General features: G+C 71.8%; 18 protein-coding genes. 8 read left to right on the top strand and 10 right to left on the bottom strand.

What is annotated here, in order from left to right; genetic code table 11:
• Positions 1-176 precede the first annotated feature (176 nt).
• Entirely contained in the window at positions 177-1,334 is a 1,158-nt protein-coding gene (locus tag ACZ52C_RS16450) for an acyl-CoA dehydrogenase (protein ID WP_391448369.1), read from the top strand.
• A gap of 178 nt (positions 1,335-1,512) precedes the next feature.
• Positions 1,513-1,878, top strand: coding sequence for a four-helix bundle copper-binding protein (locus ACZ52C_RS16445; protein WP_469075375.1), 366 nt, complete (start codon positions 1,513-1,515; stop codon positions 1,876-1,878).
• A gap of 91 nt (positions 1,879-1,969) precedes the next feature.
• Here ACZ52C_RS16445 and ACZ52C_RS16440 read toward each other — a convergent pair whose 3' ends face one another.
• Together ACZ52C_RS16440 and ACZ52C_RS16435 are read right to left on the bottom strand one after the other, a co-directional pair.
• Positions 1,970-3,238: an LCP family protein gene (locus ACZ52C_RS16440; protein ID WP_469075374.1), complete on the bottom strand. Its 1,269-nt coding sequence runs from the start codon at positions 3,236-3,238 to the stop codon at positions 1,970-1,972.
• Between the two features lie 118 nt (positions 3,239-3,356).
• Complete coding sequence (locus tag ACZ52C_RS16435; RefSeq protein WP_469075373.1) at positions 3,357-4,802, bottom strand: LCP family protein; 1,446 nt, start codon at positions 4,800-4,802, stop codon at positions 3,357-3,359.
• A 133-nt stretch (positions 4,803-4,935) separates the two neighbouring features.
• Between ACZ52C_RS16435 and ACZ52C_RS16430 the strand changes: the two genes are divergently transcribed.
• The gene (locus ACZ52C_RS16430; protein WP_469075372.1) at positions 4,936-5,964 is read left to right on the top strand and encodes a glycosyltransferase family 2 protein; all 1,029 of its coding nucleotides are present in this window, start codon (positions 4,936-4,938) and stop codon (positions 5,962-5,964) included.
• Between the two features lie 81 nt (positions 5,965-6,045).
• On the opposite strand, the gene ACZ52C_RS16425 is transcribed toward ACZ52C_RS16430, so the two are convergent.
• The 4 genes from ACZ52C_RS16425 to ACZ52C_RS16410 form a co-directional block, all read right to left on the bottom strand.
• Complete coding sequence (locus ACZ52C_RS16425; RefSeq protein ID WP_469075371.1) at positions 6,046-7,737, bottom strand: LCP family protein; 1,692 nt, start codon at positions 7,735-7,737, stop codon at positions 6,046-6,048.
• Positions 7,738-8,024: 287 nt separating this feature from the next.
• Positions 8,025-9,776, bottom strand: coding sequence for an LCP family protein (locus tag ACZ52C_RS16420; RefSeq protein ID WP_469075370.1), 1,752 nt, complete (start codon positions 9,774-9,776; stop codon positions 8,025-8,027).
• A 243-nt stretch (positions 9,777-10,019) separates the two neighbouring features.
• Positions 10,020-11,216, bottom strand: a complete 1,197-nt coding sequence (locus ACZ52C_RS16415) for an LCP family protein (protein ID WP_469075369.1) — start codon at positions 11,214-11,216, stop codon at positions 10,020-10,022.
• 267 nt (positions 11,217-11,483) lie between these two features.
• On the bottom strand, positions 11,484-12,239 hold the full coding sequence (locus ACZ52C_RS16410; protein ID WP_045556343.1) for a TIGR03089 family protein: 756 nt from the start codon (positions 12,237-12,239) through the stop codon (positions 11,484-11,486).
• Positions 12,240-12,359: 120 nt separating this feature from the next.
• Between ACZ52C_RS16410 and ACZ52C_RS16405 the strand changes: the two genes are divergently transcribed.
• Entirely contained in the window at positions 12,360-13,817 is a 1,458-nt protein-coding gene (locus tag ACZ52C_RS16405) for a peptidoglycan recognition protein family protein (protein WP_469075743.1), read from the top strand.
• 194 nt (positions 13,818-14,011) lie between these two features.
• A complete protein-coding gene (gene manB, locus ACZ52C_RS16400) occupies positions 14,012-15,094 on the top strand; it encodes a mannose-1-phosphate guanylyltransferase (RefSeq protein WP_469075368.1) in 1,083 nt (360 codons plus the stop codon).
• A 217-nt stretch (positions 15,095-15,311) separates the two neighbouring features.
• Here manB and ACZ52C_RS16395 read toward each other — a convergent pair whose 3' ends face one another.
• The 4 genes from ACZ52C_RS16395 to ACZ52C_RS16380 all read right to left on the bottom strand — a co-directional run bounded on the left by ACZ52C_RS16395 (position 15,312) and on the right by ACZ52C_RS16380 (position 19,456).
• Positions 15,312-16,313: a DNA-3-methyladenine glycosylase family protein gene (locus ACZ52C_RS16395; RefSeq protein ID WP_469075367.1), complete on the bottom strand. Its 1,002-nt coding sequence runs from the start codon at positions 16,311-16,313 to the stop codon at positions 15,312-15,314.
• Positions 16,314-16,511: 198 nt separating this feature from the next.
• Positions 16,512-17,828, bottom strand: coding sequence for a coenzyme F420-0:L-glutamate ligase (locus ACZ52C_RS16390; RefSeq protein WP_469075742.1), 1,317 nt, complete (start codon positions 17,826-17,828; stop codon positions 16,512-16,514).
• Positions 17,829-17,893: 65 nt separating this feature from the next.
• A complete protein-coding gene (cofD, locus tag ACZ52C_RS16385; RefSeq protein WP_469075366.1) occupies positions 17,894-18,853 on the bottom strand; it encodes a 2-phospho-L-lactate transferase in 960 nt (319 codons plus the stop codon).
• 105 nt (positions 18,854-18,958) lie between these two features.
• On the bottom strand, positions 18,959-19,456 hold the full coding sequence (locus tag ACZ52C_RS16380) for a cysteine dioxygenase (protein WP_469075365.1): 498 nt from the start codon (positions 19,454-19,456) through the stop codon (positions 18,959-18,961).
• A 627-nt stretch (positions 19,457-20,083) separates the two neighbouring features.
• Between ACZ52C_RS16380 and ACZ52C_RS16375 the strand changes: the two genes are divergently transcribed.
• The 3 genes from ACZ52C_RS16375 (at position 20,084) to ACZ52C_RS16365 (ending at position 25,718) form a co-directional block, all read left to right on the top strand.
• Positions 20,084-20,347 (top strand): WhiB family transcriptional regulator, encoded by a 264-nt coding sequence (locus ACZ52C_RS16375; RefSeq protein WP_003975777.1) that lies wholly within the window; start codon positions 20,084-20,086, stop codon positions 20,345-20,347.
• 203 nt (positions 20,348-20,550) lie between these two features.
• Positions 20,551-24,183 (top strand): glycosyltransferase, encoded by a 3,633-nt coding sequence (locus ACZ52C_RS16370; protein WP_469075364.1) that lies wholly within the window; start codon positions 20,551-20,553, stop codon positions 24,181-24,183.
• On the top strand, positions 24,180-25,718 hold the full coding sequence (locus ACZ52C_RS16365) for a DUF5719 family protein (protein ID WP_469075363.1): 1,539 nt from the start codon (positions 24,180-24,182) through the stop codon (positions 25,716-25,718). Before ACZ52C_RS16370 ends, ACZ52C_RS16365 begins: the two co-directional genes overlap by 4 nt.
• Positions 25,719-25,940: the final 222 nt, after the last annotated feature.

The raw sequence follows: 25,940 nt of genomic DNA, 5'->3' as shown, positions 1-25,940 counted from the left end.
GCACATGTCGTGTGCACGCGTGCTCGTGAGCATAGTCGGGGCGTGTTCGAGCCCTTCACCGGGCAGATTGCCCGGAGGAGCGCGGCCTGTCGTCAAACTCACGTACCCAGTGCCGTGGGCAGCCCATTAAAATTTGAGTTACTTAACGGTAGTTAGCGTCAGGAGCGTGAGAGACCTTGGCCGGATCGGCTGATTTCGACCTGTACCGCCCGTCCGAGGAGCACGACATGCTCCGTGACGCGATCCGTTCCCTCGCCGAGGCGAAGATCGCGCCCTACGCCGCCGCCGTGGACGAGGAGGCCCGCTTCCCGCAGGAGGCGCTGGACGCGCTGGTCGCCAATGATCTGCACGCCGTGCACGTGCCCGAGGAGTACGGCGGCGCCGGCGCCGACGCGCTCGCCACGGTCATCGTGATCGAGGAGGTGGCCCGCGCCTGCGTGTCGTCCTCCCTGATCCCGGCCGTCAACAAGCTCGGCTCGCTGCCCGTGATCCTCTCCGGCTCCGAGGAGCTGAAGAAGAAGTACCTGGGCCCGCTCGCCAAGGGCGACGCGATGTTCTCGTACTGCCTCTCCGAGCCGGACGCGGGCTCGGACGCGGCCGGGATGAAGACCCGTGCGGTCCGCGACGGCGACCACTGGATCCTCAACGGCGTGAAGCGCTGGATCACCAACGCGGGCGTCTCCGAGTACTACACGGTCATGGCCGTCACGGACCCGGACAAGCGCTCCAAGGGCATCTCCGCCTTCGTCGTCGAGAAGTCCGACGAGGGCGTCTCCTTCGGCGCCCCGGAGAAGAAGCTCGGCATCAAGGGCTCCCCGACCCGCGAGGTCTACCTCGACAACGTCCGCATCCCCGCCGACCGCATCATCGGCGAGGAGGGCACCGGCTTCGCCACGGCGATGAAGACCCTGGACCACACCCGCATCACCATCGCGGCCCAGGCCCTCGGTGTCGCCCAGGGCGCCCTCGACTACGCCAAGGGCTACGTCCAGGAGCGCAAGCAGTTCGGCAAGCCGATCGCCGACTTCCAGGGCATCCAGTTCATGCTCGCCGACATGGCCATGAAGATCGAGGCCGCCCGGGCCCTGACCTACCAGGCGGCGGCCAAGTCCGAGCGCGGCGACAAGGACCTCACCTTCCAGGGCGCCGCCGCCAAGTGCTTCGCCTCCGACGTCGCCATGGAGGTCACCACCGACGCCGTCCAGCTCCTCGGCGGCTACGGCTACACCCGCGACTACCCGGTCGAGCGCATGATGCGCGACGCCAAGATCACGCAGATATACGAGGGCACCAACCAGGTCCAGCGCATCGTCATGGCGCGCAACCTGCCGTAACCCCCTCGGCGCGGTCCGTGCACAGCCCCCGGTGTCCCGCCGGGGGCTGTCGTCGTACGGGACGAACGGGGCGGATCGGTTCCGTCCGCCCGATGGCGGGCGGGGGCGCGGAGGCGTAGGACGGAAGGTGCGAGGGTCCGGCCCCGGACCCCGTTCTCCCACCACCCCAGGAGGAGCCATGACGCAGCAGGCCGGGAACATGACCGCGATGAGCAAGGAGATGCAGGACTGCGTCGACGCCTGCATGACGTGCCACAGCATGTGCGAGGAGACCATGAGCTCCTGCATGCAGGCCGGCGGCCAGGCCCAGATGCAGATCATGCGCGCCCTGATGGACTGCGCCGAGATGACCCGTATGTGCGCGGACATGATGATGCGCCGCTCGCCGCTGTCCGCCGAGATGTGCGCGATGTGCGCCCGCGCCTGTGACATGTGCGCCGAGGCGTGTATGTCCATGCCGGACGACCCGCAGATGATGCGCTGTGCGGAGGCGTGTCGCCGCTGCTCCGAGATGTGCCGGACGATGGCGGGCGCGACCGCCTGACCCGTCACACGAACACCTGAACGGCCGAGGGGCACCCGCCTGAAACAGGGGGTGCCCCTCGGTCACGTCGTCCGCCGGGTGAGTCGCCGGGTCAGTTGCTCGACACCGTCACCGTGTCGTCGTTCTTCAACTGCTCCACCAGCTGCTTCACCTTCGCGGTGTCCCACTGGAGGTTGCCGTTGCCGGCGTTGCCGGAGATCGGCATGTTCATGGACTTGCCGTCACCGCCCGTCACGCCCTTCATCGCCCAGAACATGTCGGCCAGATCGAACAGGCTCATGTCCTTGTCGACGATCAGGGTGTCCAGACCCGCGCCCATCGTCGGGTACAGCTTGAAGGGGTTCAGGATCGTGCTCGGCGTCGCCGTCTGGCTCGCGAGGGCCGCCAGGAACTTCTGCTGGTTCTTCGTCCGGTCCAGGTCGCTGCCCGCGAGGGCGTAGCGGGTGCGGACGAAGGCGAGGGCCTGCTCGCCGTTGAGGGTCTGCTTGCCCGCCTCGAAGTCGGCACCGGACTTGGTGTCCTTCATGCCGCCCTTCGGGATCTCGATCTCCACCCCGCCGACCGCGTCGACGATGTTCGCGAAGCCCGCGAAGCCGATCTCCACGTAGTGGTCGATGCGCAGCCCGGTGTTGGCCTCGACGGTACGGACGAGCAGCTCGGGCCCGTCCTCCGCGTACGCCGCGTTCAGCTTCACCTGGCGGCCGGTGCCCTTGTAGGTCTTGCCGGACTCGGAGCCCACGAACGACGGGATCTCCACGTTGGAGTCGCGGGGCAGCGAGATCAGGGTCGGGCCGTTGGATCCGGTGTGCAGGATCATCATCGAGTCCGTGCGCTTGCCCTCGGCGGACCCGGTGTGGAGCTCCTTCTTCTGCTCGTCGGACAGGCCCGCACGGCTGTCGGAGCCGACGATCAGGTAGTTGGTGCCCTCGCCCTCGGCCGGCCGGTCGATGACCTTGGAGAGGTCGACCTCGCGGTTCAGCTTGGAGTCGGCCCAGAAGTACGTGCCGATCGTCGTCGCGAGCAGCACCACGGTGGCCGTGATCGCGGTCACCTTGATACGGCGCCGCCAGTTCGGCGCGGGACGGTCGCCCCGGCCGCCACCGTGACCACCGATGCCGCCCGAGCCGGCGCCGTAGACCTGGCCGGTGTTGTAGTCGCTGTGGCCGCCGCCGTACTGGTCGGGGCCGCCGTTGCCGTAGCCGTCACCGTACGGGTCGCCGTACGACGGCTGCTGGGGCACGCCACCCTGAGGGGGTGCCGACGGGCCGCGCCGGACCTGGCGCATCACGCGCGGCCCGTCGGGCTGGGCGTAGTCGCCGCCGCGGTTGTTGCCGGACCATCCCTCGGGCCAATCGTTCATGCGCCCCAGTGTGCCGGGTAGGGCAGTGCCCTTCACAAGGGTCGACGAAAAACCAGGGCCGTGCTGTTGCCAAGCTGACACAAATCGCACGCAAGTCGAACAGTCGGGGGCGGGCCTGTCAGGCGCACGAGACCTGGTCGCCCCGCACCACGCCCGACTCGCCCTGCTCGGGGTTCTCCGCGCGCACCTTGCGGACCCGCTCGAAGTCCGTGCCGGCGATCACCTTCATGGTGGGGCCCTGGGCACGGACCGGGCGGAGCTCCGCGCCCGGCAGGGCGGCCGCGAGGGAGCGGGCGGAACGGTCCCAGCGGGGGTCGTGCAGGACCAGGGTGCGGGTGACGTTCGGCTGCGGGGCGTTGACCGGGGACCTGGTGGTGCGGAAGCCGGTGGCGGCCAGCTGCCGGTCGACCTGCCTGCCGAGGCCCGGGACGGCGGTGCCGTTCTCGACCTGGACACGGATCTGCTGCGGGGCCACGTCGACGAGCGTGTACGTGCCGCGCGCTTTGTAGGGGGCGAGGGGGCGATCGTCGCGCAGGGCCTCGAAGAGGCGGGCGGCCTTGGCGTCGTCCCACTTCAGGGTCGAGCCGACGCCCTCCACGGCGTACCCCATGCGTCCGATGGGCACGGTGGTGAACTCCGAGGACGCCGGTGTGAGATTGCGCAGCGCGCGGCCGAGGTCGATCAGCTCGCCCGTGCCGAACTCCTTGTCGGCGCGGACGGAACCGAGGACGGCCTGGGTGATGTCGCGGAACTTCATCGGGTTGAGCAGGACCCCGGAGGAGGTGGCCTGGGACATCAGGGCCGCCATGAACCGCTGCTGGCGCTTCATCCGGCCGAGGTCCGAGGAGCCGTCGGTGTGCCGGGAGCGGACGTATTGCAGCGCCTCGCCGCCGTCCAGCTCGTGGGTGCCCGCGTCCAGGTCGAGGCCGGTGTAGGAGTCCTTGAGGGGGCGCGTGGTGCAGATCTCGACACCGCCGAGGACGTCGACGGTCCGCATGAAGCTGGTGAAGTCGACCTCGACGTAGTGGTCGATCTTCACCTTGGTCATGTGCTCGACCGTGCGCACGGTGAGCTGCGGCCCGCCCTCGGCGTAGGCCGCGTTCAGCTTGAGCGGGTGGGAGCGCTGCACCTTCCCGGTGGCGCGGTCGGTGTGCTCGGGCGTCTCGGCGTAGGAGTCGCGCGGCAGGCTCACCACGCTCGCGCGCTCCCGGTCCTCCGAGATGTGCACGATCATCATCGTGTCCGTGCAGTGGCAGGGGGCACCCCCCAGCCGGTACCTGCGCCGCTCCCGCTCGCTGATCCGGTCGCGGCCGTCGGTGCCCACCAGCAGCACGTTCATGCCGTGGCCCGCCTCGGGCCGGTTCTTCATGTCCTTGAAGGCGTCGACCCGCTTGATCTCGCCGTCCAGGCGGGTCACCACCGCGTGCCCGATGCCCGCGGCGGCCAGCACCACCACCGAGAGCGTGGTCACCGCCCGCATGGCCCAGCTCCGCCGCCGGGGAGGAACGGGGGGCCGGGGCTGCTGCGGACGGGCTGGACGGGGCGGTGCGGACACGGGGGACACCTCCGCGAGACCGGTCAGGGGAAGGGGAGAGTCGGAGAACCTTGAGCACCGTAGGGTCCCGGCATCCGCGCCCCGCGCACGCGACCGGGCGGCGCGCGTTCGTGTCCCCCGTTCGCGGTAACGTGAGCCCCCTATGAACGCCAAGCCCGACGTGCCGCTCCCCGCCGTGTCCGTGATCATGCCCGTCCTCAACGAGGAGCGGCATCTGCGCGGAGCCGTCCAAGCGATCCTCGCGCAGGAGTACGCCGGCGAGATGGAGGTCGTGATCGCCCTCGGTCCGTCCGCGGACCGTACGGACGAGATCGCGGCCCAGCTCGTGGCCGAGGACCCGCGCGTGCACACCGTCCCGAACCCCACCGGCCGTACGCCCGCCGCGCTGAACGCCGCGATCAAGGCCTCACGCCACCCGATCGTGGTCCGCGTCGACGGCCACGGCATCCTCTCGCCGAACTACATCGCCACCGCCGTACGGCTCCTGGAGGAGACCGGCGCGCAGAACGTCGGCGGCATCATGCACGCCGAGGGCGAGAACGACTGGGAGCACGCGGTCGCCGCCGCGATGACCTCGAAGATCGGCGTCGGCAACGCCGCCTTCCACACGGGCGGCGAGGCGGGCCCGGCCGAGACGGTCTACCTCGGCGTCTTCCGCCGCGAGGCGCTGGAGCGGCAGGGCGGCTACAACGTGGAGTTCATCCGCGCCCAGGACTGGGAGCTGAACTTCCGCATCCGTGAGGCGGGCGGCCTCATCTGGTTCTCGCCCGAGCTGCGCGTGTCGTACCGGCCCCGGCCCAGCGTGAAGGCGCTCGCCAAGCAGTACAAGGACTACGGGCGCTGGCGGCACGTCGTCGCCCGCTACCACGAGGGCTCCATCAACCTGCGCTATCTCGCCCCGCCGACCGCGGTGTGCGCGATCGTGGCCGGCACCCTGGTGGGTGCCCTGCTGACCCCGCTGGGCTTCGTCGTCCCCGGCGGCTATCTCGCGGCGATCGTCGCGGGCTCGGTCCCGGCGGGCAAGGGGCTGCCGCTCAAGGCCCGCCTCCAGATCCCCGTCGCCCTCGCCACCATGCACATGTCGTGGGGCTTCGGCTTCCTCACCAGCCCTAAATCGCTGGCGAAGAAGGTCATCGCCTCCCGCCGCCCGGCGGTGCTGACCGAAAGCTGAGCACCGAAAGCTGGGCACCGAGCACGTACGAGCGGGGCCCCTCCCACCGCCGGGAGGGGCCCCGCTCGACGTTCCGGGCACTCACCAGGTGAACGCCGGATTGACCTTCATGCAGGCCTTCTTGTCAGCGCCGTTGAGGGCGTCCGCCGACTCCGGAGTCGTGTCGTCCTCCTTCTCGGCCTCGTACGTCTTCCCCTCGCGCCAGTCGGCGCCGACGACGAGCGTGACACCGCTGACGTTCGTGGACTTCTCCACCTGGGCCAGCGGGATGCCGAGGGCCTTGGCGACCGCCTGGGCGTCACCCTCCAACTCGGCGCTCGGGAAGCGCACGACGGTCTTGTCCTCGACGACCGCGGTCGTCGTGGACGACGAGGCCTTGGCGAAGCCGTCCTCGACGAGCAGCTGCGACACCGAGAGCGCGCGGCCCGCGACCGGCGCGAGGGTGGAGGTCATGGTGCCGTTGATCACCAGCACCCCGATCTCGTCCTTCGCCGCAGCCGGATCATCGGAGGCCACGTCCTCGGTGGTGGTCTTCTTCTTGTCCTTGCCGTCCAGGGCGATGTCCTCGCGCACCAGCCGGAACAGCTTCTCCGCGTCGCCCTCCTTGGGCACGACGCGCGCGCCGGCGTACGTGTACGGCATCGTCGTCATCGTGATCCGGGCCGGCTCGACCTTGCGCAGCTCGGTGCTGAGGTCGTAGAGCTTGGCGACGTCACCGAGGCCCTCGTCGACGGTGAGCGCGTCGGTGGCCTCCTCGGCGAGCTTGCGCAGCTTGTTCGGGTTGGTGATCGTGGCGTTCTCGCGCAGCTCGCGGACCATCGCGTTCATGTACTGGTGCTGGGCCTTGGCGCGCGCGATGTCGCTGCCGTCCTCGAACCCGTACCGGGTGCGCAGCCACTGCAGGGCCTGCTTGCCCTGGATGTAGGTGGTGCCCTCCTCCAGCTTCAGCCCCGAGCCCTTGCCGTCGCTGGTGTGCGAGTAGATGTTGGCGTCCACGCACACCGGCACACCGCCGATCGCGTCGGCCATCGACACCACACCGGAGAAGTCGACCATCATGAAGTGGTCGATGTGTATGCCGGTCAGTTCCTGCCAGGTGGCGACCGTGCAGCCGGGGCCACCGCGGCGCAGCGAGTCGTTGGTCATCGCCTGGGTGGACGCGTCGTACACGTCGCCGCTGTCGGGGTCCGTGCACTTGGGGATGGGGAGCAGGGTGTCGCGGGGCATGCTGACGACCGACATGTTGGTGCGGTCGGCGGACAGGTGCAGCAGCATCTGCACGTCGGCGAGCGGCGGGCCGTCGAAGGTGTCCCGGGCGCCGCCGAGTTTCTGGTTCTCCGCGGTGTCCCGGGCGTCCGAACCGATCAGCAGGATGTTCAGCGGGGTCTGACCGGCCGCGTTCGGCGTCGGTTCGGCGATCTTCGTGTCGCCGAGGTTCAGCTTCTCCTTCTTGATGTTGCCGTTGAGGTGCTGGTAGTAGAGGTATCCGGCACCGGCGGTGCCGAGTATCACCACCGCCAGGACCGTCGCCGACCAGCGCAGCACCCGTCTGCGCCGGGGCCTCCCGGGGGCCTTGGCGCGCCCTCGCCCGCCATCGCCCCCGCCGCCGTTGCGGCGCTTGCGTCCGCCCCGCCCGCCCTGCTCGGGAACCCTGGCGCCCGCGTCGCCGTCCGAGCCGGACGCGTCGTCCTTCGGATCCAGGTCCCCGTCCCGGTCGCCGGGTTCGTCGACACGCGGTCGCCCCCCGTCCCCGCGCACGTCGCTCCGTACCATCTCCCTGCCCCTCCCCACCCTGCCGTGGCGGGGCCGTCCCCGCCTCCTGTTGGACTGTCGAGAACCCAACCGGGATGTACTCATGTTCTGTTGAACGCGTCATGTGTTCCGACCGGATGACATGCGGACACGGTTCGCCGCGGCGGCACTCGCCGCCCCACGGCACTTCGACGACATTCACGACACCGGGCGGGGGCGTCCTCGCGCCCGCCCGGTGCACCACCGGATCTCTCGACTGTCTTGCGCTGCTCGCGTCGGGTCAGACGCGCCACGACCCCGTCAGGTCATCAACTGGCGCACTTTTCCTTGTCCGCGGTGTTCTTCTGGACGTCCAGATCCGCCGCCGAGCCCCCACTGAGCGGCACCCCGGCTCCCTTGAAGTCCTTGCCCAGGGTCAGCACCATCGAGGGCAGGCCCTGGGAGTTGGTCTCGCTGTTGCCCTTGCCGGGCTTCAGCGCGGACGCGGACAGACCCATGAGGTCGGCCAGCTTGCGCGCCTGGTCGGCCTGGTCCGGGTCGTACGCGAGGGTCGTCTTCGACAACGTCTTGTCGGCGTTGCCGAGCTGGCTGGACTTGGTCACGCCGACATCGTTCTGCAACCAGCTGAGAGTGGCCTGTGCGCTGCCGGCCTCGGCACCGCCGTTGTAGACGCTGACCCGGACCTCGGAGGCGTCGGCGCGCTCGCCCTTGAGCTTCGCGGCCTCCTTCTCCTTCTTCTGCTTCTTCACCTCGCTGAGCGAGACGTCGTTCCTGATGGTCTCGAAGAGCTGCTCGGCGCTCTGCGGCTTGGGCAGCACGGTCGCGCCGTCGGTGTTGTCGATGACCGGCACGGTGGTGAAGGTGATGTTCTTCGTCTTCACCTTGCCGACCTCCTGGCCGAGCGAGGCCAGCTTCTTGATGTCGGAGATCTGGGAGTCGACGGAGAGCGCACTGGTGGCGGCCTCCGCGAGGTCCAGCACCTTCGTCGGATCGGTCAGCGTGTCCTTGGACTTCATCTGCCGGATCATCGAGCTGAGGAACTGCTGTTGCAGCTCGATCCGGCTCAGGTCGCTGCCGAGACCGACGCTGTAGCGGGTGCGCAGGAAGGCCAGCGCCTCCTCGCCCTCGATGGTGTGCTTGCCCGCGGTGAGGTCCAGCTTGGACTTGGAGTCCTTGATGTCCTTCTCCAGGCACACCTCGACGCCGCCGATGGCCGTGGAGAGCGTCTTCACCGCGTTGAAGTCGGCCACCATGAAGTGGTCGGGGGTGATCCCGGTCAGCTCGGTGACCGTGCGCATGGTGCAGCTCGGCGTCCGGCCGTCCTGGCCGAGGCTCGTGTTGAAGCGGACGTTGGAGGTGCCCCGGATGTTCTTCTTGGAGCCGTCCTCCTGTGTGGTGAGGCAGTCCGGGATGTCCACGATCATGTCGCGCGGGATGCTCATCGCGGTGGCGTTCGTACGGTCCTTGGACACGTGCAACAGGATCGTGGTGTCGGCGTGGCCGACACTCTCCTTGTCGCCGTAGCTCTCGTTGCCCGCGCCGGTCCGCTTGTCCGTGCCGATCACCAGCAGGTTGATCGCCCGGTCCTTGCTGAAGCCGCCGGTGCCGGCGCCGTCGTCCGAGATCTTCTGGATGTTGTCGTTCAGGTGCTGGTAGTAGAGGTAGCCCGCGGCGCTCACCCCGACCAGCACGAAGGCCAGCGTGCCGCCCGTCCACACCAGTATCCGCTTGCCCGTCGACTTCTTGGGCTTGGTCCTGCCCCGGCCGCCGCGGCGACCCGGCAGCGGCTCCTCCTCGGGCGTACCGCGCCGACGCCGGGGTCCCGGCAGTGTGTCGGGGATCTCCCGGGTGTCCGTGCCCGCCGACGCGGAGCGCGTGGACGTACCGCTTCCCGCGGTCCTGGCCCCCGCCGTGGCGGGCGCGGCCCGACGCGGCCTCGGCACCGCCGACTGCGGTGCGGAAGGGGTCAGTCGCAGTTCGTATTCACCGGTGCTCGGGTTGAGTACCCACTGGTCTGCGGGGTCGATGTCGTCCGCCCGCCCACGGCCTTGCGCGTCCACGGTTGTCTGATTCCTCCGTCGGGGCCACGCGGCGTCTTCCCCCTCAAAAGACGCTCGGGTCTCGCTGCAAGGTGCGTGGCCGAGAAGGCCTGCCGCACCGGATCGCTCACACTAGCCGCACGATCAGGCGCCGAGCGACGGCGGTGACAAATTGCACGTCCCTACAACCGGGCAATCCGCCCATTTCCTAGAGCATTTGTTCCTGCTGTTGACGTGCGCTTTACCTGCGGAACCCCTCCGGAGTCATCCGCAGTCCTCCTCGGCGGCCGTACTGCCCCGGAAAGTCGGTACCGGATCCGGTGTCCCGGAGAGGCTTCCCGAAAGCTCTTCCGAATGCCCTTCCCGCGTTCCTTCCGGCAGTTCCCGCGCCACCGCCACGGGTGCGTCGGCGCGCAACCGTGCGAAAAGGCTCCGCGCCGCAGGCTCGACGAGCTCGTCGCGATTGACGTCGTACGCATACGACTTCCGGGGGACGGTCAGGAATTGCACCTTTTCCATGGGGACCGTACGCAGGCCGCGCACAAGGTCGTAGAGTCCGCGCAGACTCGCCAGTCCCGGGTCCGTGGTGAGTGACGAGGTGGCCGCGTCGAGCACCGGATAGAGCTTCACGGGATTCAGCAGAACGTCATTGCCGCGCACCTTCGCCGCCAGCGCCGCGAGGAAGCGCTGCTGCCGGTCCATCCGCTCGGTGTCGCTGCCGTCACCCAGCGACTTGCGGGCGCGCACATATCCCAGGGCCTGTTCCCCGTCGAGCTTCACCCTGCCCGCGGGCAGTCGCAGTTCGGCCTGTTTGTCGTGAATGGGTTCGGTGAGACACACCTCGACCCCGTCCACGGCGTCGACCATCTCCTTGAAGCCGCTGAAGTCCACCACGATGTGATGGTCGACACGGATATCGGTCATCCGCTCGACCGTCCGAATCGTGCAGGCCGAGCCGCCGCTCTGGAACGCGTAGTTGAACATGGTGAACACCGGTTCGGTGCGACTGCCGTCCGGCCGCCGGCAGCTCGGCACGTCCACCATCAGATCCCGGGGCAGCGACACCGCGGTCGCGCTCCGCCGGTCCGCCGCGAGATGCAGCAGGATCGTGGTGTCGGAGCGCTCGGTGCCCGAATCGCGCCCGTACTCGCCGTTCTCGTCCCCCGACCGCGAGTCCGACCCGATGACGAGGATGTTCTGCGCGCCCCGCACCAGCGCCGTCGGCCGCTCCTTCTCGTACCGCGCCAGCTCGTCCGCCGCCGACCGGTCCGAGGTGATGTTCCCGTCCAGCTTCTGGTACGCCGCCCAGCCCACCCCCAGGGCCCCGACGACCATCAGGGCGGCGCCGCCGCCCACCCACCGCACCCACCGCCGTCGACGCCGACGCATGGGCCCGAGCCCGGTGGGCGAACCGCCCGCACCGGGCCCCAGCCCACGCGCCTGCCCTCCGACGTCGTCCATGTCCGGCCACCCCTCACGGCGTACGAGCGAGTCGTTGCTCCTACGACGATGGCGCGGGAGGGGCCGGAGGGGCGGCCGGGGCTAGGCCGAACGGGGGACGGGGCGGCACCCTGCGGCTGATGGGCGGGGGCAGCCGCGCCCTTCAGGGGCGCGGGGAACCGCGCGAGCAACCACGACGCACCCGCAGCCGCCCACCGACCTCGCCCCCATGGCGTCACCGCGCACAGTCACCGAGAACACGTCACGAGAACACGTCACGAGAACACGTCACCGAGAGACCGAAGTGACCCGCTCGCTCTCGATCCGCTTGGCGAGCGCGTCCTCACCCACCTGCTCCAGATGCCGGCACAGCACCACGGACCCCCCACTGGCGAGCGGCCCGTACAACCCCGCGGCCAGCCCCTCCCACGTGTCGTACCCCAGCCCCGACAGCAGCCGTGACCCCGGCCCCGTCAGCCCCAGCCCGGCGGCGTCGGCCCGGGCCCGCTCCACGACCTCGGCCCCGCTGAACTCCCGCCCGGCCACGACCAGCGCCGCCTCCTCGGGATCCACCGGCGCGTACGCCACGAACCGGTCCCCCTGCGAGGGCACCTCGACGGCGTAGTCGGCGAACCCGGCGGGCGCCTGCGGGAACCGCCCGCCGAGCGGCCGCAGCGCGAGCGCGACGCGTTCGCCGGAGCACGCCCGGGCCGCGTCCAGCGTGTCCGGGCCGCTCACCACGAGGTCGGCCGCCCCGGGGTCCCCGCCGACCTCGGCGACCACTCCTACCGACGAACACGCCAGCAGCCACACCGCCGTCTGCCAGTGCGCCGGCAGCAGCAGGGCGACCCGGTCGCCGGGCTCCGCCGACAGCTCGCCCTGGAGGAGGTTCGCGGTCTTGGCCACCCAATTGGCGAAGGTGGCCACGGACAATTCGACCCGCTCGCCCGTGGCGTCGTCGTAGAAGGTCACCAGCGGGCGCGCGGGGTCCGCGGCCAGTGCGGATCGCAGCAGGTCGGCAGGGGTGCGGTCGGTGGCGTTCATCCGCGTAAGCGTACGCGGGCAGCACGCCGCCCGCGGGCCCGGGCGGAGCGGAAGGCTAACCGGTTCGGCGGAGCGGAGTCGACGACCCGTCAATTCCGCGATGGACAGATATGTATGACTATGTCCAGGATCAGACGCATGCGTAGATCACGATTCCTCGCGTCCTCGATCGGCGTCACCTGCGCCGCGGCACTCGCCCTCCCGGCGGCACTCCCGGCGACGGCCTCCGCGGTGACCCCGACGGACTCGTCCTCCACGGCGACCCGGGCCCTGGCGCAGCCCTCGACCCCCACCCGTCCGCTCGCGCTCGCCCCCGCGTCCGGCAGCACCCAGTCGATCCCCCTCGCCCCCCTCGGAGTGGACCGGAACCTCGGCCCGGCCGCTCCCGAACAGGGCCTCGGCAAGCGGGACGTCCGCTCGTTCTCCCTGGTCGGCGTGGTCTGGGACAACCCGGACGCCGAGCTGGAGGGCCGCGTCCAGGTCCGCGCCCGCGCGACCGACACCGCTCGCTGGTCGGGCTGGCAGGACGTCGAGACGCACAATCACGAGCACGCCGCCGACCTGGACACCGCCGAACGTTCCTCGGGCCGGGTGCGCGGCTCCACCGCCCCGCTCTGGGTCGGCGACTCGGACGGCGTCGAGGTGCGGGTGCGCGCCGAGACCCGGGGCCGTACGGCCGCCCCGGGCGTCCAGCTGCTCCCGGAGGGCCTGCGTCTGGAGCTGGTCGACCCCGGCGTCGGCGCCCCCGGCGCGGCTGCGGGACCAGAGACCGTGACGGAGGCCGCGCACACCGCGGAACCCCCGCCCGTCGGCACCGTGGACGCCCCGCGGCTGGGCGCGCTGACCGCCGAGTCGGCCGCCGCCTCCGCCGTCAACGCCGACCTCGCGCCGCTCGGCTCCACCACGATCCCGGCGCTGTCGCGCAAGGAGACGGTGGAACGGCTGGCGACCGCGGTGCCCGGGGCGAAGCCGTACATCGGCCCGCGTCCCCGTATCGTCACGCGGGCCGGCTGGGGCGCCGACGAGAAGCTGCGCGAGCGCGACTTCCGCTACACCAACCGGGTCAGCGCGGCCTTCGTGCACCACACCGCGTCGGGCAACAACTACAAGTGCGCGCAGGCCCCTTCGGTCATCCGCAGTATCTACCGCTACCACGTCGTGAGCAGCGGCTGGCGCGACATCGGCTACAACTTCCTCGTCGACAAGTGCGGAAACATCTACGAGGGCCGCGCGGGTGGCGTCGCGAAGGCCGTCATGGGGGCCCACACCCTCGGGTTCAACACGAACAGCATGGGCATCGCGGTCATCGGCAGCTTCGGCGCGACCAAGCCGCCCGCCGTTTCCGTCAAGGCGATCGCGCAACTGACCGCCTGGAAACTGGGTCTTTACGGAGCGAACCCGAAGGGCAAGACATACCTCACCTCGGGGGGCGGCAATCTCTACCCGAAGGGCAAGAAGGTGCGACTGAACGTGATCTCCGGTCACCGCGACGGGTTCGCGACCGAGTGCCCGGGGGGGCGCCTCTACGGAAAGCTCGGTACGGCACGCTCGGAGGCCGCCCGCTTGCAGGGCCGGTGACCGGGCGGGGGTCACACACGTACAGCACAGGCCGGGGGCGCGCCCGCCGCGCCCTCGACGGACACCGCCGTTGACGTGCCCCGGGGCACGTCAACGGCTATGCGTACGGCCGCGAAGGCGCCATGGAACGGTCTGCATACACTGGCCGGTCGAATGACAGTTCGGCCGGTCCCGGCAGGAAGCAGAGACGACAGGTGACAGAAGCGATCCTCCTGGTCGGCGGCAGAGGCACTCGGCTGCGTCCGCTCACGGTGCACACTCCGAAGCCCATGGTCCCGGCGGCCGGAGTCCCTTTCCTCACCCACCAGTTGGCGAGAGCCAGAGCGGCGGGTGTGGACCACATAGTCCTCGCCACCTCCTACCTCGCGGAGGTCTTCGAACCCCACTTCGGCGACGGCTCCGCCCTCGGCCTCCACCTCGAGTACGTCACGGAGGAGGAACCGCTGGGCACGGGCGGCGCGATCCGCAACGCCGCCTCGCACCTCCACTCCGGACCCGATGACCCCGTCCTCGTCTTCAACGGCGACATCCTCACCGGCCTGGACATCCGCCGGCTGGTCGCCACCCACGAGACGACCGGCGCGGACGTCTCCCTCCACCTGACCCAGGTGACCGACCCCCGCGCCTACGGCCTGGTCCCCACCGACGGCACGGGCCGCGTCCTCGCCTTCCTGGAGAAGCCCCAGACCCCCGAGGAGATCGTCACCGACCAGATCAACGCGGGGGCGTACGTCTTCCGCCGCTCGGTCATCGACACGATCCCGGCGGGCCGCCCGGTCTCGGTGGAACGCGAGACGTTCCCGGACCTCCTCGCCGCCGGCGCCCATCTCCAGGGCATGGTCGACTCCACGTACTGGCTGGACCTCGGCACCCCCGCGGCCTTCGTCCGGGGCTCCGCCGACCTGGTCCTGGGCCGGGCCCCGTCCCCCGCCGTCCCGGGCCGCTGCGGCGACCGCCTGATCCTCCCCACCGCCCGGGTCGCGGGCGACGCCAAGCTGACCGGCGGGACGGTGGTGGGCGAGGGCGCGTTCGTCGGCGAGGGAGCCCGGGTCTTCGGCAGCACCGTCCTGGCCGGCGCGGTCGTCGAACCCGGCGCGGTCATCACCGACTCCCTCATCGGCGCCCGCGCCCGCATCGGCGAACGCTCGGTCCTCACCGGCACGGTCGTCGGCGACGGCGCGATCATCGGCGCCGACAACGAACTCCGCACGGGGGTCCGCGTCTGGTGCGACGCGGAAATCCCCACGGGGGCGCTCCGCTTCTCGTCGGACCAGTAACTGCGGGGTGCGTTGTCGGGTGCGGGTGAGTGGGGCTTCTCGCGCAGTTCCCCCCGCCCCTCAAGGGCCTACGGCCCTTTCGGGCCGAAAAGCACGGGGCGCAGCCCCTGCTTTTCAGGGGAGCGGGGAACTGCGCGACCAGCCCCCACCGGGCCCGCGGATGGGGGTCGAAGGGGCGCAGCCCCTGGGGATGGGACGGGTAGGGGCGGCGGGGGCGCTACAACCGCCCGATGTCCCCCCGAGGCATCCGCGGTACCCTCCGCGCCGGCACCCGCCCCGACAACAGAACCAACCGAGCCGCCCGATGCCGCTGCCCCGCATACGGCTCCAACAACGACAACATCACCGAGTCGTCCGCATCCCGGTCCCCCGCCAACGCGAACCCCACGATCCCCGGCAGATGCAGATCCCCCACGGTCACCTCGTCCGCCGCCCCATGACTGCGCTGCACGGTCTCCGCCGAGGTCCACGGCCCGATCCCCGGCACCAGCTCCAACCGCGCCCGCGCCTCCACCGGCGACATCCCCACGGCCTCCTCCAGCCGCCCCGCCACCCGCACCGCCCGCAGGATCGTGGACGCCCGCTTGTCGTCGACCCCGGCCCGATGCCACTCCCAGGACGGGATCAGCGCCCAGTCCCGGGCCCCGGGCATCACACACATCCGCCCCGGCGCGGGCCCAGGCGCGGGCTCACCGAACTGCCGTACGAGCAGCCGCCAGGCCCGATACGCCTCGTCCGCCGTGACCTTCTGCTCCAGCACCGACGGGATCAACGACTCCAGCACCAGCCCGGTCCGCGTCAGCCGCAGCCCCGGGCGCCGCCGCCAGGCCATCGCCACGATCCGATGCCGGGGCGCGAAGGCCTCGGGCTCGTCCGACGCGCCGAGCATCGTGGGCACCTGGTCGAGCAGCCACTCGGCCCCCGGCCCCCAGGCCTCCGCCTCGACGACCCCGCCCCGCAGCGCGACCCGCAGCGTCCCGGCGCCGACCGGTGTACGACTGGCCCGCCACACGGACCCGTCCGGTGTGGCGCGGAAGGTCGGATCGCCGGGCCCCCGCCGCAGCGGCCCCAGCACGAGCCCCAGATCGAGCGCCCCCTCGGGCACCCAGCTCCGCCGCCGCCCGGCCACCAGCCCCTGCCGGGGCACCCCACCGGGCACGGCGACATGCCCACCCCGCACGGTCGTACGAGTGGGCCGCTGAGGAAACCGTCCGGCCACGAAGAGGTCCTAGGTAGTGAGGGGCACCCTATGAGCGTAGGGGCCTTTCAGGAGCGGGGGGAACCGCGTAGCGGTGACGCCCGAGGGACGCGGGGAACTGCGCGAGAAGCCCCACACAGCCGTACCCGCCCACCGATCCGAGCCACCCCGAACCATAGGCGCCCTGAACCGTAGGTGCCCGGCCCTACCCGTCACACGTCACCGCACCTCGATGAACGCCCCCGCATCCCGCTCCGCCCGCGCCGCAGGCGCGACCGCCGCGTGCCCCACAGCCACCGCCCCCATCGGATCCCACCCCTCGGGCAGACCCAGCACCTCCCGTACGACATCCCGGCAGAACATCGTCGACGACACCCACGCCGACCCCAACCGCTCCCCGGCCAACGCGACGAGGAAGTTCTGCACCCCGGCGCCCGCGGCGACGACGAACATCTCCCGCTCGGCCGCGTCCCGCCGCGCGTCCCCGTACGTGTGCGACCCGTCCATCACCAGGCACGGCACCACCAGATACGGCGCGTTGCGCAGCACGTCCCCCCGTCGTACCCGCTTCGCGATGGACTCCTCGCTCTTGCCGTCCCGCCGCAGATCCGCGACCCACGCGTCCCGCATGGCGTCGAGCAGCCGCACCCGCGACTCCTCCGACTCCAGCAGCACGAACCGCCACGGCGTCGTGTGGTGCGGCGCCGGCGCGGTCACCGCGGCGGCCACGGCCCGCCGCACCGCCCCGGGGTCCACCGGCTCGTCCGTGAACGCCCGGACCGTACGCCGCTGGGTCACCGCCAGCCGTACGGCCTCGGAGGTGCCGAGCCGGAACATGTCGTCCGCCGCGCCCCGAACGAGTGCCCGGGTCCCTTCGCCGGCGTCCTCGGCCACCACCTGCCCGAGCCCCCGGACGACGGCGACGGGCAGCCCGGCGGCCTTGCCCTTCACCAGGTCACCGGCGCCGGCCAGCTCGTCGGCGGTGGCGACGACGGTCGCGCTGAGCGGATTGCCGTGCGCGTCGGTGCCGCCGCGCAGGTCGTCGAGGACCCGCACACCCGCCGCACCGATGGCGACGTCCGTCAGCCCGCTGCGCCAGGGCCGCCCGAACGTGTCGGTGACCAGGACCCCGACCTCGACCCCGAGCGCGTCCCTGAGGCCGTCCCGGATCGCCCGCGCGGAGGCGTCGGGGTCCTCGGGCAGCAACAGCACGGTCCCGGAAGGGGTGTTGGAGGCGTCGACCCCGGCGGCGGCCATGACGAGGCCCTGCCGGTTCTCCACGATCCGCAGCGCCCCGCGCCGGGCCACCACCCGCACGGTCTCGGCGTCGATCGCGGCCTCCCGGTCGACCGCCTCAACCAACCGTCCCTCCGCCTTGGACACGATCTTGGAGGTGACGAGCACCACGTCCCCGTCGGCCAGCCGCGGCTCGGCGGCGGCGATCAGCTTGGCCAGATCGTCCCCCTGCTGGACCTCGGGGATCCCCGTCGGCGCCCAGACCCGGTAGGCGGGACCGGGCAGACCGTCCCCACCCAAGGCCGCGCCCGACGCGCCCCCGAGGTCCCGCGCTTGCTGTGACTCCCGAGAGTCCCGCGTATCGCTCACGCCCCCCGCACCTCCTCCGCCAGCGCCAGCGCCTCACGCGCCATCCGCGCCGTCGCCTCCACGTCGGTCATCATCAGCGGCACGGCCCGGCACCGGATCCCGGCGCTCTCGACCCGCTCGACGACGCCCGCGTCGACCGTGTCGACGAGCCAGCCGTCCAGCAGCCCGGAGCCGTAGTGCTCGGCGACGGCGGCGGCCGTGGACTCGACGCCGACGGCGGCGAGGACCTTGTCGGCCATACCGCGCACGGGCGCGTCACCGACGATGGGGGAGAGACCGACCACGGGGACCCTGGCCTCGGCGATCGCCTCCCGGATGCCGGGCACGGCGAGGATGGTGCCGACGGAGACGACGGGGTTCGACGGCGGGAAGAGGATCACGTCCGCCTCGGCGAGGGCCTCCAGGACCCCGGGCGCGGGCTTCGCCTGCTCGGCGCCGACCGGCACGATCGCCTCGGCCGGCACGGAGGCGCGCAGCCGCACCCAGTACTCCTGGAAGTGGATCGCCTTGCGCTCGCCGTCCACCTCGACGGCGACATGGGTCTCGACGCGGTCGTCGGTCATCGGGATGAGCCGCACGCCCGGCTTCCACCGGTCGCACAGCGCCTCGGTGACGGCGCTCAGCGGATATCCGGCGCCGATCATCTGGGTCCGCACGATGTGCGTGGCGAAGTCCCGGTCGCCGAGGCCGAACCACTCGGGCCCGACGCCGTACGCCGCGAGCTCCTCCTTGAGGTGGAAGGTCTCGTCCGCCCGGCCCCAGCCCTGCTCCTCGTCGATGCCGCCGCCGAGGGTGTACATCACCGTGTCGAGGTCCGGGCAGACCTTCAGCCCGAAGAGGTGGATGTCGTCCCCGGTGTTGCCGATGACCGTGATGTCCGCGTCCGGCACGGCCCGCTTCAGACCGCGCAGGAACCGGGCACCACCGATGCCGCCTGCCAGAACCACAATGCGCATGGCACTCAGTCTCGCAGGCGGGTACGACAACGGGTCGCCCGGCCGTGATCACGGCCGGTTTCGCACCCCGGGGCGGGCCGCGGGCCGGCGTGCCCGGTGCCCGGCTCAGACCGTGGCGGTCGCCGCGCCCGTCGCGCAGGCCTTGGTGTGCATCGGCATGTCCGTCAGGCCGGGGTAGTAGATGTGCAGGCTGACGGCCGGTTCCAGCGTGTCGTTGACGACCTCGTGCGCGTAGCCCGGCGCGAACACCCGCTGCGCGCCCGCGCCGAGCACGCGCGTGCCCCGGTCGGTGCGCTCGGTCAGCGTGCCGTCGAGCACGGTCAGTACGCCGGAGGAGCCCCCGTGGTCGTGCAGTCCGGTGCCCTGGCCCGGCACCCAGGACAGCAGCCACACCTCGTACCCGGGCCCGGTCAGCAGCCGGTGGTACCAGCGGGTGGTCGCGTCGTACTCGACGAGGTGCTCCCAGCGGGAGCGGTCGTCGGCGAGGGCACGGGCCAGTCCGGCGAACTCGGCCACGGTGACCGGGTGTTGGCGCGGCGCCTGGAGGAGGTGCGGTACTTCGAGAAGGTCGCCGGCGATCTGGAGGTCGCTGTCGCTGTTCATGAAGAGAGGTGGTCCTCGACGATGAGTGCGTGGGGGAGGGCTGGGTTTCGCAAGTGGGAACAGCAGCCGAGCCGGGACGGGCTCAGTGGCAGCCGGAGCGGGGAAGGCTCAACAGCTGGGACAGCAACAGCTACAGCGGCAGCGGGCAGCACCATGGGACCCGGCGGTCCGGGTCGTGGTGAGTGCCAAGTGCGCGAGCATGCCCACAAGCACAGCGGTTCACACCTCCGCTGTCAACTTCGGGTCCGGTATGTGGATGCCTGTTCACCTCTTTCGGTGCATCCGCGCGGCGAAAGGTTTGTGCTGGGGGAGTCGGGGACACATGGCGCACATCCCGCAACGAGCGAGTGGGATCGAGCCGGAACGAGATCGAACTCCTGGGCGTCTTTCCCCGTAAGGAAGGGTGATCCGGTGAGAGCTCCCCTCTGCGGCCGCACTGCCGTCAGGGTTTATGCCGATTTGAACACTTTCCGCATAGCCTTGGTTCCGCAGAGTGAATAAGGGGCTCAATAGCAGATCTCGGCTTGACTCGCCCGTAGCAGCACACTTGTAATTTCACTCGTGTCGTTCAGCCGAAATCGGTAACGGCCGCACGACGGGGACGCGAAAGACGGACGAGGGGCGCACATGACCGAGCTCGTGCAGCAACTGCTGGTCGACGACGCGGACGAGGAACTCGGCTGGCAGGAGCGCGCGCTGTGCGCCCAGACCGATCCCGAGTCCTTCTTCCCCGAGAAGGGCGGCTCGACCCGCGAGGCCAAGAAGGTCTGCCTCGCCTGCGAGGTCCGCTCCGAGTGCCTCGAATACGCCCTCGCGAACGACGAGCGGTTCGGGATCTGGGGCGGCCTGTCGGAACGCGAGCGTCGCCGCCTCAAGAAGGCGGCCGTCTGACCCCTCCCGGAACACCCGACCCGTCCCGGGGACAGTCGAACAGAAACAACCGAACATGTCCGGCCCGTCGCGCGTGGGTTGTCCACAGGCGGCGGGCCGCCGTGCTGCTCAGCCGTTAGTGTGGGCCCTCGTCCGAGACGTCCCGCTGTCCCCGCCGGACACAGACGTCCACCGCAGTCCACCGAACCGGGGCCCGTACCTCGATGTCCGTGCACAGCCACACCGCAGCCCACCACGACGCTGCCACTCCCGAGTTCCCACGTCACGTGGTGACCGCGGTCCTCGTCGCGCACGACGGCGCCCGCTGGCTGCCCGACGCGCTCGCCGGCCTGCTCGGCCAGGAGCGCCCCGTGCAGAGCGCCATGGCGGCCGACACCGGCAGCGCGGACGACTCCGCCCGGCTCCTCTCCGACGCCCTCGGCGAGGACCGCGTCCTGCACCTCGCCCGCCGCACCGGCTTCGGCCAGGCCGTCGAGGAGGCCAACCGCACCGCGGGCGTCCTCACCCCGGACGACCTCGCCTACCTCCGCCGCCCCAGCGGCTGGGACCCGGTCACCCGCAGCTGGCGCGACGACGCGTACGACCTGCCGGAACTCCCCCACGGGGAGCCGGTCCAATGGCTCTGGCTGCTGCACGACGACTGCGCCCCCGAACCCGACGCCCTCGCCCAGCTGCTGCGCGTCGTGGAGAACGAACGCGAGCTGGGCCGCGACGACGTCGCCGTCGTCGGCCCCAAGCTGCGCGGCTGGTACGACCGCCGTCAGCTCCTGGAGGTCGGCGTCACCATCGCCCACTCCGGCCGCCGCTGGACCGGCCTGGACCGCCGCGAGCAGGACCAGGGCCAGCACGACCACGTCAAGCCCAGCCTCGCCGTCTCCACCGCGGGCATGCTGATCCGCCGCGACGTCTTCGAGGAGCTGGGCGGCTTCGACCGCCGACTGCCCCTCATGCGGGACGACGTCGACCTGTGCTGGCGCGCCACCGCCGCCGGACACCGCGTCCTCGTCGCCCCCGAGGCCGTCGTCCGGCACGCCGAGGCCTCCTCGCGCGAGCGCCGCACCGTCGACTGCGTGGGCCGCAGCGCCGCCTCCCCGCACATGGTCGACAAGGCCGGCGCGGTCTACACCCTCCTCGTCAACTCCCGTACGGCGCAGCTCCCCTGGGTGCTGCTGCGCATCGTCCTCGGCACCCTGCTCAGGATCGTCGCGTACCTCGTCGGCAAGGTCCCCGGACAGGCCGTCGACGAGATCCGGGGCCTGCTGAGCGTGCTGCTGCGGCCCGAGCGGATCATCGCCGGGCGGCGCAGACGAGGCCGCTCGCAGCTGGACAAGGGCGAGCTGCGGCCGCTGTTCCCGCCGCCCGGAGCGACCGTCCGGGCCACCGTCGAACAGGCCGCCGGCGACCTGTTCGGCCACACCGACGCCGAGACCACCCCGGCCGGACGGCACGGCGGCGCGGTCGAGTCGGGCCCCGGCGACGACGACGCCGAGTTCCTCCAGGTCGAGCAGTTCGCCCGGCTCAAGCGCATCGCGCGCGCCCCCGGCCCCGTGCTCTTCGCCCTCCTGCTGCTCGCCTCGCTCGTCGCCTGCCGTGCCCTGCTCGGCGGCGGCGCGCTGGCCGGCGGCACCCTGCTGCCCGCCCCCGCGGACTCCGCCGAGCTCTGGTCGCGCTACCTGGACGCCTGGCACCCGGTCGGCGCGGGCGGCGCCGAGGCCGCCCCGCCGTACCTGGCCGTCGTGGCCATGCTCGCCTCGCTGCTGTTCGGCTCCACCGGACTCGCGGTCACCGTGCTCCTGGTGGCCTCCGTGCCGCTGGCCGGTTTCACGGCGTACTTCGCCTCCCGCCGCCTGGTCGAGTCCCGGCTGCTGCGCGCCTGGGCCGCGATCGTGTACGCCTTCCTGCCCGCCGTCACCGGCGCGCTGGCGACCGGCCGTCTGGGCACCGCCGTCCTCGCGATCCTGCTGCCCCTCATCGCCCGCGCGGGCGCCGCGGCCGCCGGGCTCACGAGCAACACGGGGGCGCGCGGCAGTTGGCGTGCCACCTGGGCGTACGCGTTGCTGCTGACGATCACCACCGCGTTCACCCCGATCGTGTGGCCCATCGCGCTGCTCCTCGGCCTCGGGCTCCTCGTCGTCCGCCGCCGCGAGATCACCGCCTACGGCCCGCGCTTCCTCGCCCAGCTCGGCACCCCGCTGCTGATCCTCGCCCCCTGGTCGCTGACGCTGCTGCCGTTCGGCTTCTTCGAGGAGGCCGGTCTGGAGTACGGCTCCGGCACGGCCTCGGCGACCGATCTGCTCGGCATCAGTCCCGGCGGGCCCGGCACGGTCGGCGGGCTGACGCTCATCGGCGTCGTCCTCGCGGCACTGGCCGCCCTGCTGCGCGCGGAACGCCAGCCGGCCATCCGCACCGCCTGGACGGCAGCCCTGGTGGCCCTCGTCCTCGCGGTCCTCTCCAACGGCTCCACCTGGGCCGGCCCCGCGACCCTGGTCTACGGCATCGCCCTCCTCACCGCCGCCACCCTGGGCGCCGACGGCGCCCGCCACCGGGTGGCCGAGCAGAGCTTCGGCTGGCGTCAGCCGGTGGCCGTGCTCATCGCGCTCGCCGCCGCCGTCGGCCCGCTGCTGGCCGCCGCCGGCTGGGTGCTCGGCGGCGCCGACGGCCCCCTGAAGCGCCGCGACCCGGTCCAGGTGCCCGCGTTCGTCGCCGAGGAGAGCGGCACCCGCGACCAGGCCCGCACCCTGGTCCTCGACAGCGACTCCGCCGCCGAGGTCGGCTACACCCTGATCCGCGGTTCCGGCGTCCGCCTCGGCGACGCCGAACTCACCGCCGGCGCCGGGGAGAACGAACAGCTCGACAAGGTCGTCGCCAACCTCGTCGCGGGCTCCGGCGCCGACCAGACCGACGAACTCGGCGGCTTCGCCGTGCGCTACGTCCTGGTCCGGCCGGGCGCGCCCCGCGAAGTCAGCCGGGTCCTGGACGCCACGCCCGGTCTGAGCAGGCTCAGCCAGCAGGACGGCAGCGCCCTGTGGCGGGTGGACCGCCAGGTCGCGCGCGTCACCGTCGAGGCCTCCTCCGGTGCCCCCGAGCCCGTCGCCGCGGGCCCCGTCGACGTGCACACCACCATCCCGGCCGGCGGCTCGGGCCGGGTCCTGCGGCTGGCCGACACCGCCGACGAGTCCTGGACGGCCACCCTCGACGGCAAGCCGCTCACCCCGACCACGGTCGACGGCTGGGCCCAGGGCTTCCAGCTCCCCGTCGACGGCGGCAGGCTGGACGTCACCTTCGACGCCCCGGTCACCCACACCGGCTGGCTGTGGACCCAGGGTTCGCTCGCCGTGGTCCTGGTGGTCCTCGCCCTGCCCGGCCGCCGCCGGGACGTCGACGACGACCTCCCCGACGAGCCCGTCGCCGTGCCCGCCCAGGACCTCACCGGCGACGGTCGCCGGGCCCGCCGACTGCGCGCCCAGGCGGAGGCGGAGGCCGAACAGTCCGCCGACGCCGGCCCGCCCCCCGCGCCGGAGGAGGCCCCGGTAGGCGCCCCCGTCCCGCAGCAGCAGACGTACGGGGAGTGGGCGACCGCGGACCAGGCGGGCGCCGAGTACGGCCACTACGACCAGGCCTACCAGGGCGGCCAGCAGTACCCCGCGGGCACCTACGACCAGCAGCAGTACCAGGCCGACCCCTACCAGGGCGCCCAGTACGACCCGTACGCCACCTACGGCGGCAACACGGCCCCGTACGACCAGACGTACGCCCAGGGCTACGACGCGACGTACGACCCGTCGCACGGCACCGGCGCCGACAGCGAGCGCCCCGACGGGAGCCACCAGCAGTGAACCGCCAGACCCTGTCCCTGATCGCCGGCGCGACCGCCCTCGCCGCCGTCACCGGCTTCGCCGCGCTCTCCGCGCCCGACGCCTCCGGCGGCGACACCACGACGAAGGCGGCGGCCCAACTGCCCGTCCAGCGCACGAGTCTGCTCTGCCCCCAGCCGAGCACGTCGGACCTCGCGGAGACGGCGTACACCGCCTTCACCCCCGTCACCAAGGGCACCGCCGGCGAGGGCGCCGCCGAACTCGTCGCGGCCGGCGGGGGATCGACAGCCCCCGACACAGGCGGCGAGGACGACAAGGGAGAGAAGGGCGACAAGGGCGACGGCGGCGGCAAGGGCAAGGCCGCCAAGCCGGTCATCGAGGTCAAGGAGCCCGGCAAGCCCGTCGCCGACAGCACCGACGGCGGTGACTCGCCCGCGCTGATCGGCACGGCCGAGGGGAAGTTCGCGCCCGGCTGGACGGTCCAGGAGACCACCGAGGTCGCCGCCGGCACCGGCCGCGGTCTGCTCGGCGTCAACTGCTCCGCCCCCGACACCGAGTTCTGGTTCCCGGGAGCGAGCACGGCCGCCGGCCGCACCGACTATGTCCACCTCGTCAACCCGGACGACTCGGCGGCCGTCGTCGACATCGAGCTCTTCGGCAAGGACGGCGCCCTGAAGTCGACGGTGGGCGACGGCATCACGGTCCAGCCCCGCTCCGGCGAGCCGGTCCTGCTGTCGACGCTCGCCACGGCGAAGGAGGCCGGCCTCACGGTCCACATCAACGTCCGCAGCGGCCGGGTCGCCGCCGCGGTCCAGGCCCTCGACGACAAGCAGGGCGGCGACTGGCTCTCGGCCGCGGCCGACCCGGCGGGCACCCTGGTCCTCCCCGGCATCCCGGAGGACGCCACCTCCGTCACCCTCGTCGCCTTCGCCCCCGGCGAGACCGACGCCGACCTGAAGCTCCGCCTCGCCGCGCCGAGCGGCTCGATCACCCCGGCCGGCAACGAGACGCTGCACGTCAAGGGCGGTATGACCGCCACCGCCGACCTGGGCGACATCACGCGCGGCGAGCCCGGGTCGCTGATCCTCGCCCCCACCGGCGATGCGGTCCCGGTGGTGGCCGCCCTCCGGGTCGTCCGGGGCAAGGGCGCCGACCAGGAGACGGCCTTCATCCCGGCGACCCGCGCGGTCGGCGCGCGCGCCACCGTCACCGACAACCGCGCCAAGGGCACGACACTCGCCCTCACCGCCCCCACGGGCGCGGCCGAGGTCAAGGTCACCGCGTCCGTCGGCAGCGGTGGGGGCGAGGCCACGACGAAGACCTTCAAGATCAAGGCCGGCACCACCCAGAAGGTCGAGATGCCGGCCCCGAGCGGCCTCAAGGGCACCTACGCCCTCACCGTGGAGTCCACGTCCGGCGCCCCCGTCTACGCCTCCCGCACCCTCGAATCCAAGCTCGACGGCATCCCCGCCTTCACGATCCAGACCCTCCCGGACGACCGAGGAATGGTGGCCGTCCCGAAGGCGCGCCAGGACCTGTCGATCATGCAGCGTTAGGTGGGGGACGGGTTCGCCGGAGAACTCGGGGGTGCGGGTTTCGTCGGCGGGTGCGGGTGAGTGGGGCTTCTCGCGCAGTTCCCCGCGCTTCTGAGATGGCCGCAGGCCATCAGGGGTGCGGGGAACTGCGCGACCAGCCCCCACCGGGCGGACGCTGGGGGTCGAAGGGGCGCAGCCTCTTGAGGATGGGACGGGTAGGGGCGGCGGGGGCGACCCCTCCCG

Source organism: Streptomyces sp. NPDC034049 (assembly GCF_055575575.1).
Note: the sequence above shows the minus strand (reverse complement) of the source record. Positions and strands in the feature narration are given on the sequence as shown.

Excerpts from the sequence above, each read along its gene's own strand:
- ACZ52C_RS16445 (WP_469075375.1), top strand. The coding sequence starts at position 1,513 with ATGACGCAGCAGGCCGGGAACATGACCGCGATGAGCAAGGAGATGCAG.
- ACZ52C_RS16440 (WP_469075374.1), bottom strand. The coding sequence starts at position 3,238 with ATGAACGATTGGCCCGAGGGATGGTCCGGCAACAACCGCGGCGGCGAC.
- ACZ52C_RS16430 (WP_469075372.1), top strand. The coding sequence starts at position 4,936 with ATGAACGCCAAGCCCGACGTGCCGCTCCCCGCCGTGTCCGTGATCATG.
- ACZ52C_RS16425 (WP_469075371.1), bottom strand. The coding sequence starts at position 7,737 with ATGGTACGGAGCGACGTGCGCGGGGACGGGGGGCGACCGCGTGTCGAC.
- ACZ52C_RS16415 (WP_469075369.1), bottom strand. The coding sequence starts at position 11,216 with ATGGACGACGTCGGAGGGCAGGCGCGTGGGCTGGGGCCCGGTGCGGGC.
- ACZ52C_RS16410 (WP_045556343.1), bottom strand. The coding sequence starts at position 12,239 with ATGAACGCCACCGACCGCACCCCTGCCGACCTGCTGCGATCCGCACTG.
- ACZ52C_RS16405 (WP_469075743.1), top strand. The coding sequence starts at position 12,360 with ATGTCCAGGATCAGACGCATGCGTAGATCACGATTCCTCGCGTCCTCG.
- cofD (WP_469075366.1), bottom strand. The coding sequence starts at position 18,853 with ATGCGCATTGTGGTTCTGGCAGGCGGCATCGGTGGTGCCCGGTTCCTG.
- ACZ52C_RS16380 (WP_469075365.1), bottom strand. The coding sequence starts at position 19,456 with ATGAACAGCGACAGCGACCTCCAGATCGCCGGCGACCTTCTCGAAGTA.
- ACZ52C_RS16375 (WP_003975777.1), top strand. The coding sequence starts at position 20,084 with ATGACCGAGCTCGTGCAGCAACTGCTGGTCGACGACGCGGACGAGGAA.
- ACZ52C_RS16370 (WP_469075364.1), top strand. The coding sequence starts at position 20,551 with ATGTCCGTGCACAGCCACACCGCAGCCCACCACGACGCTGCCACTCCC.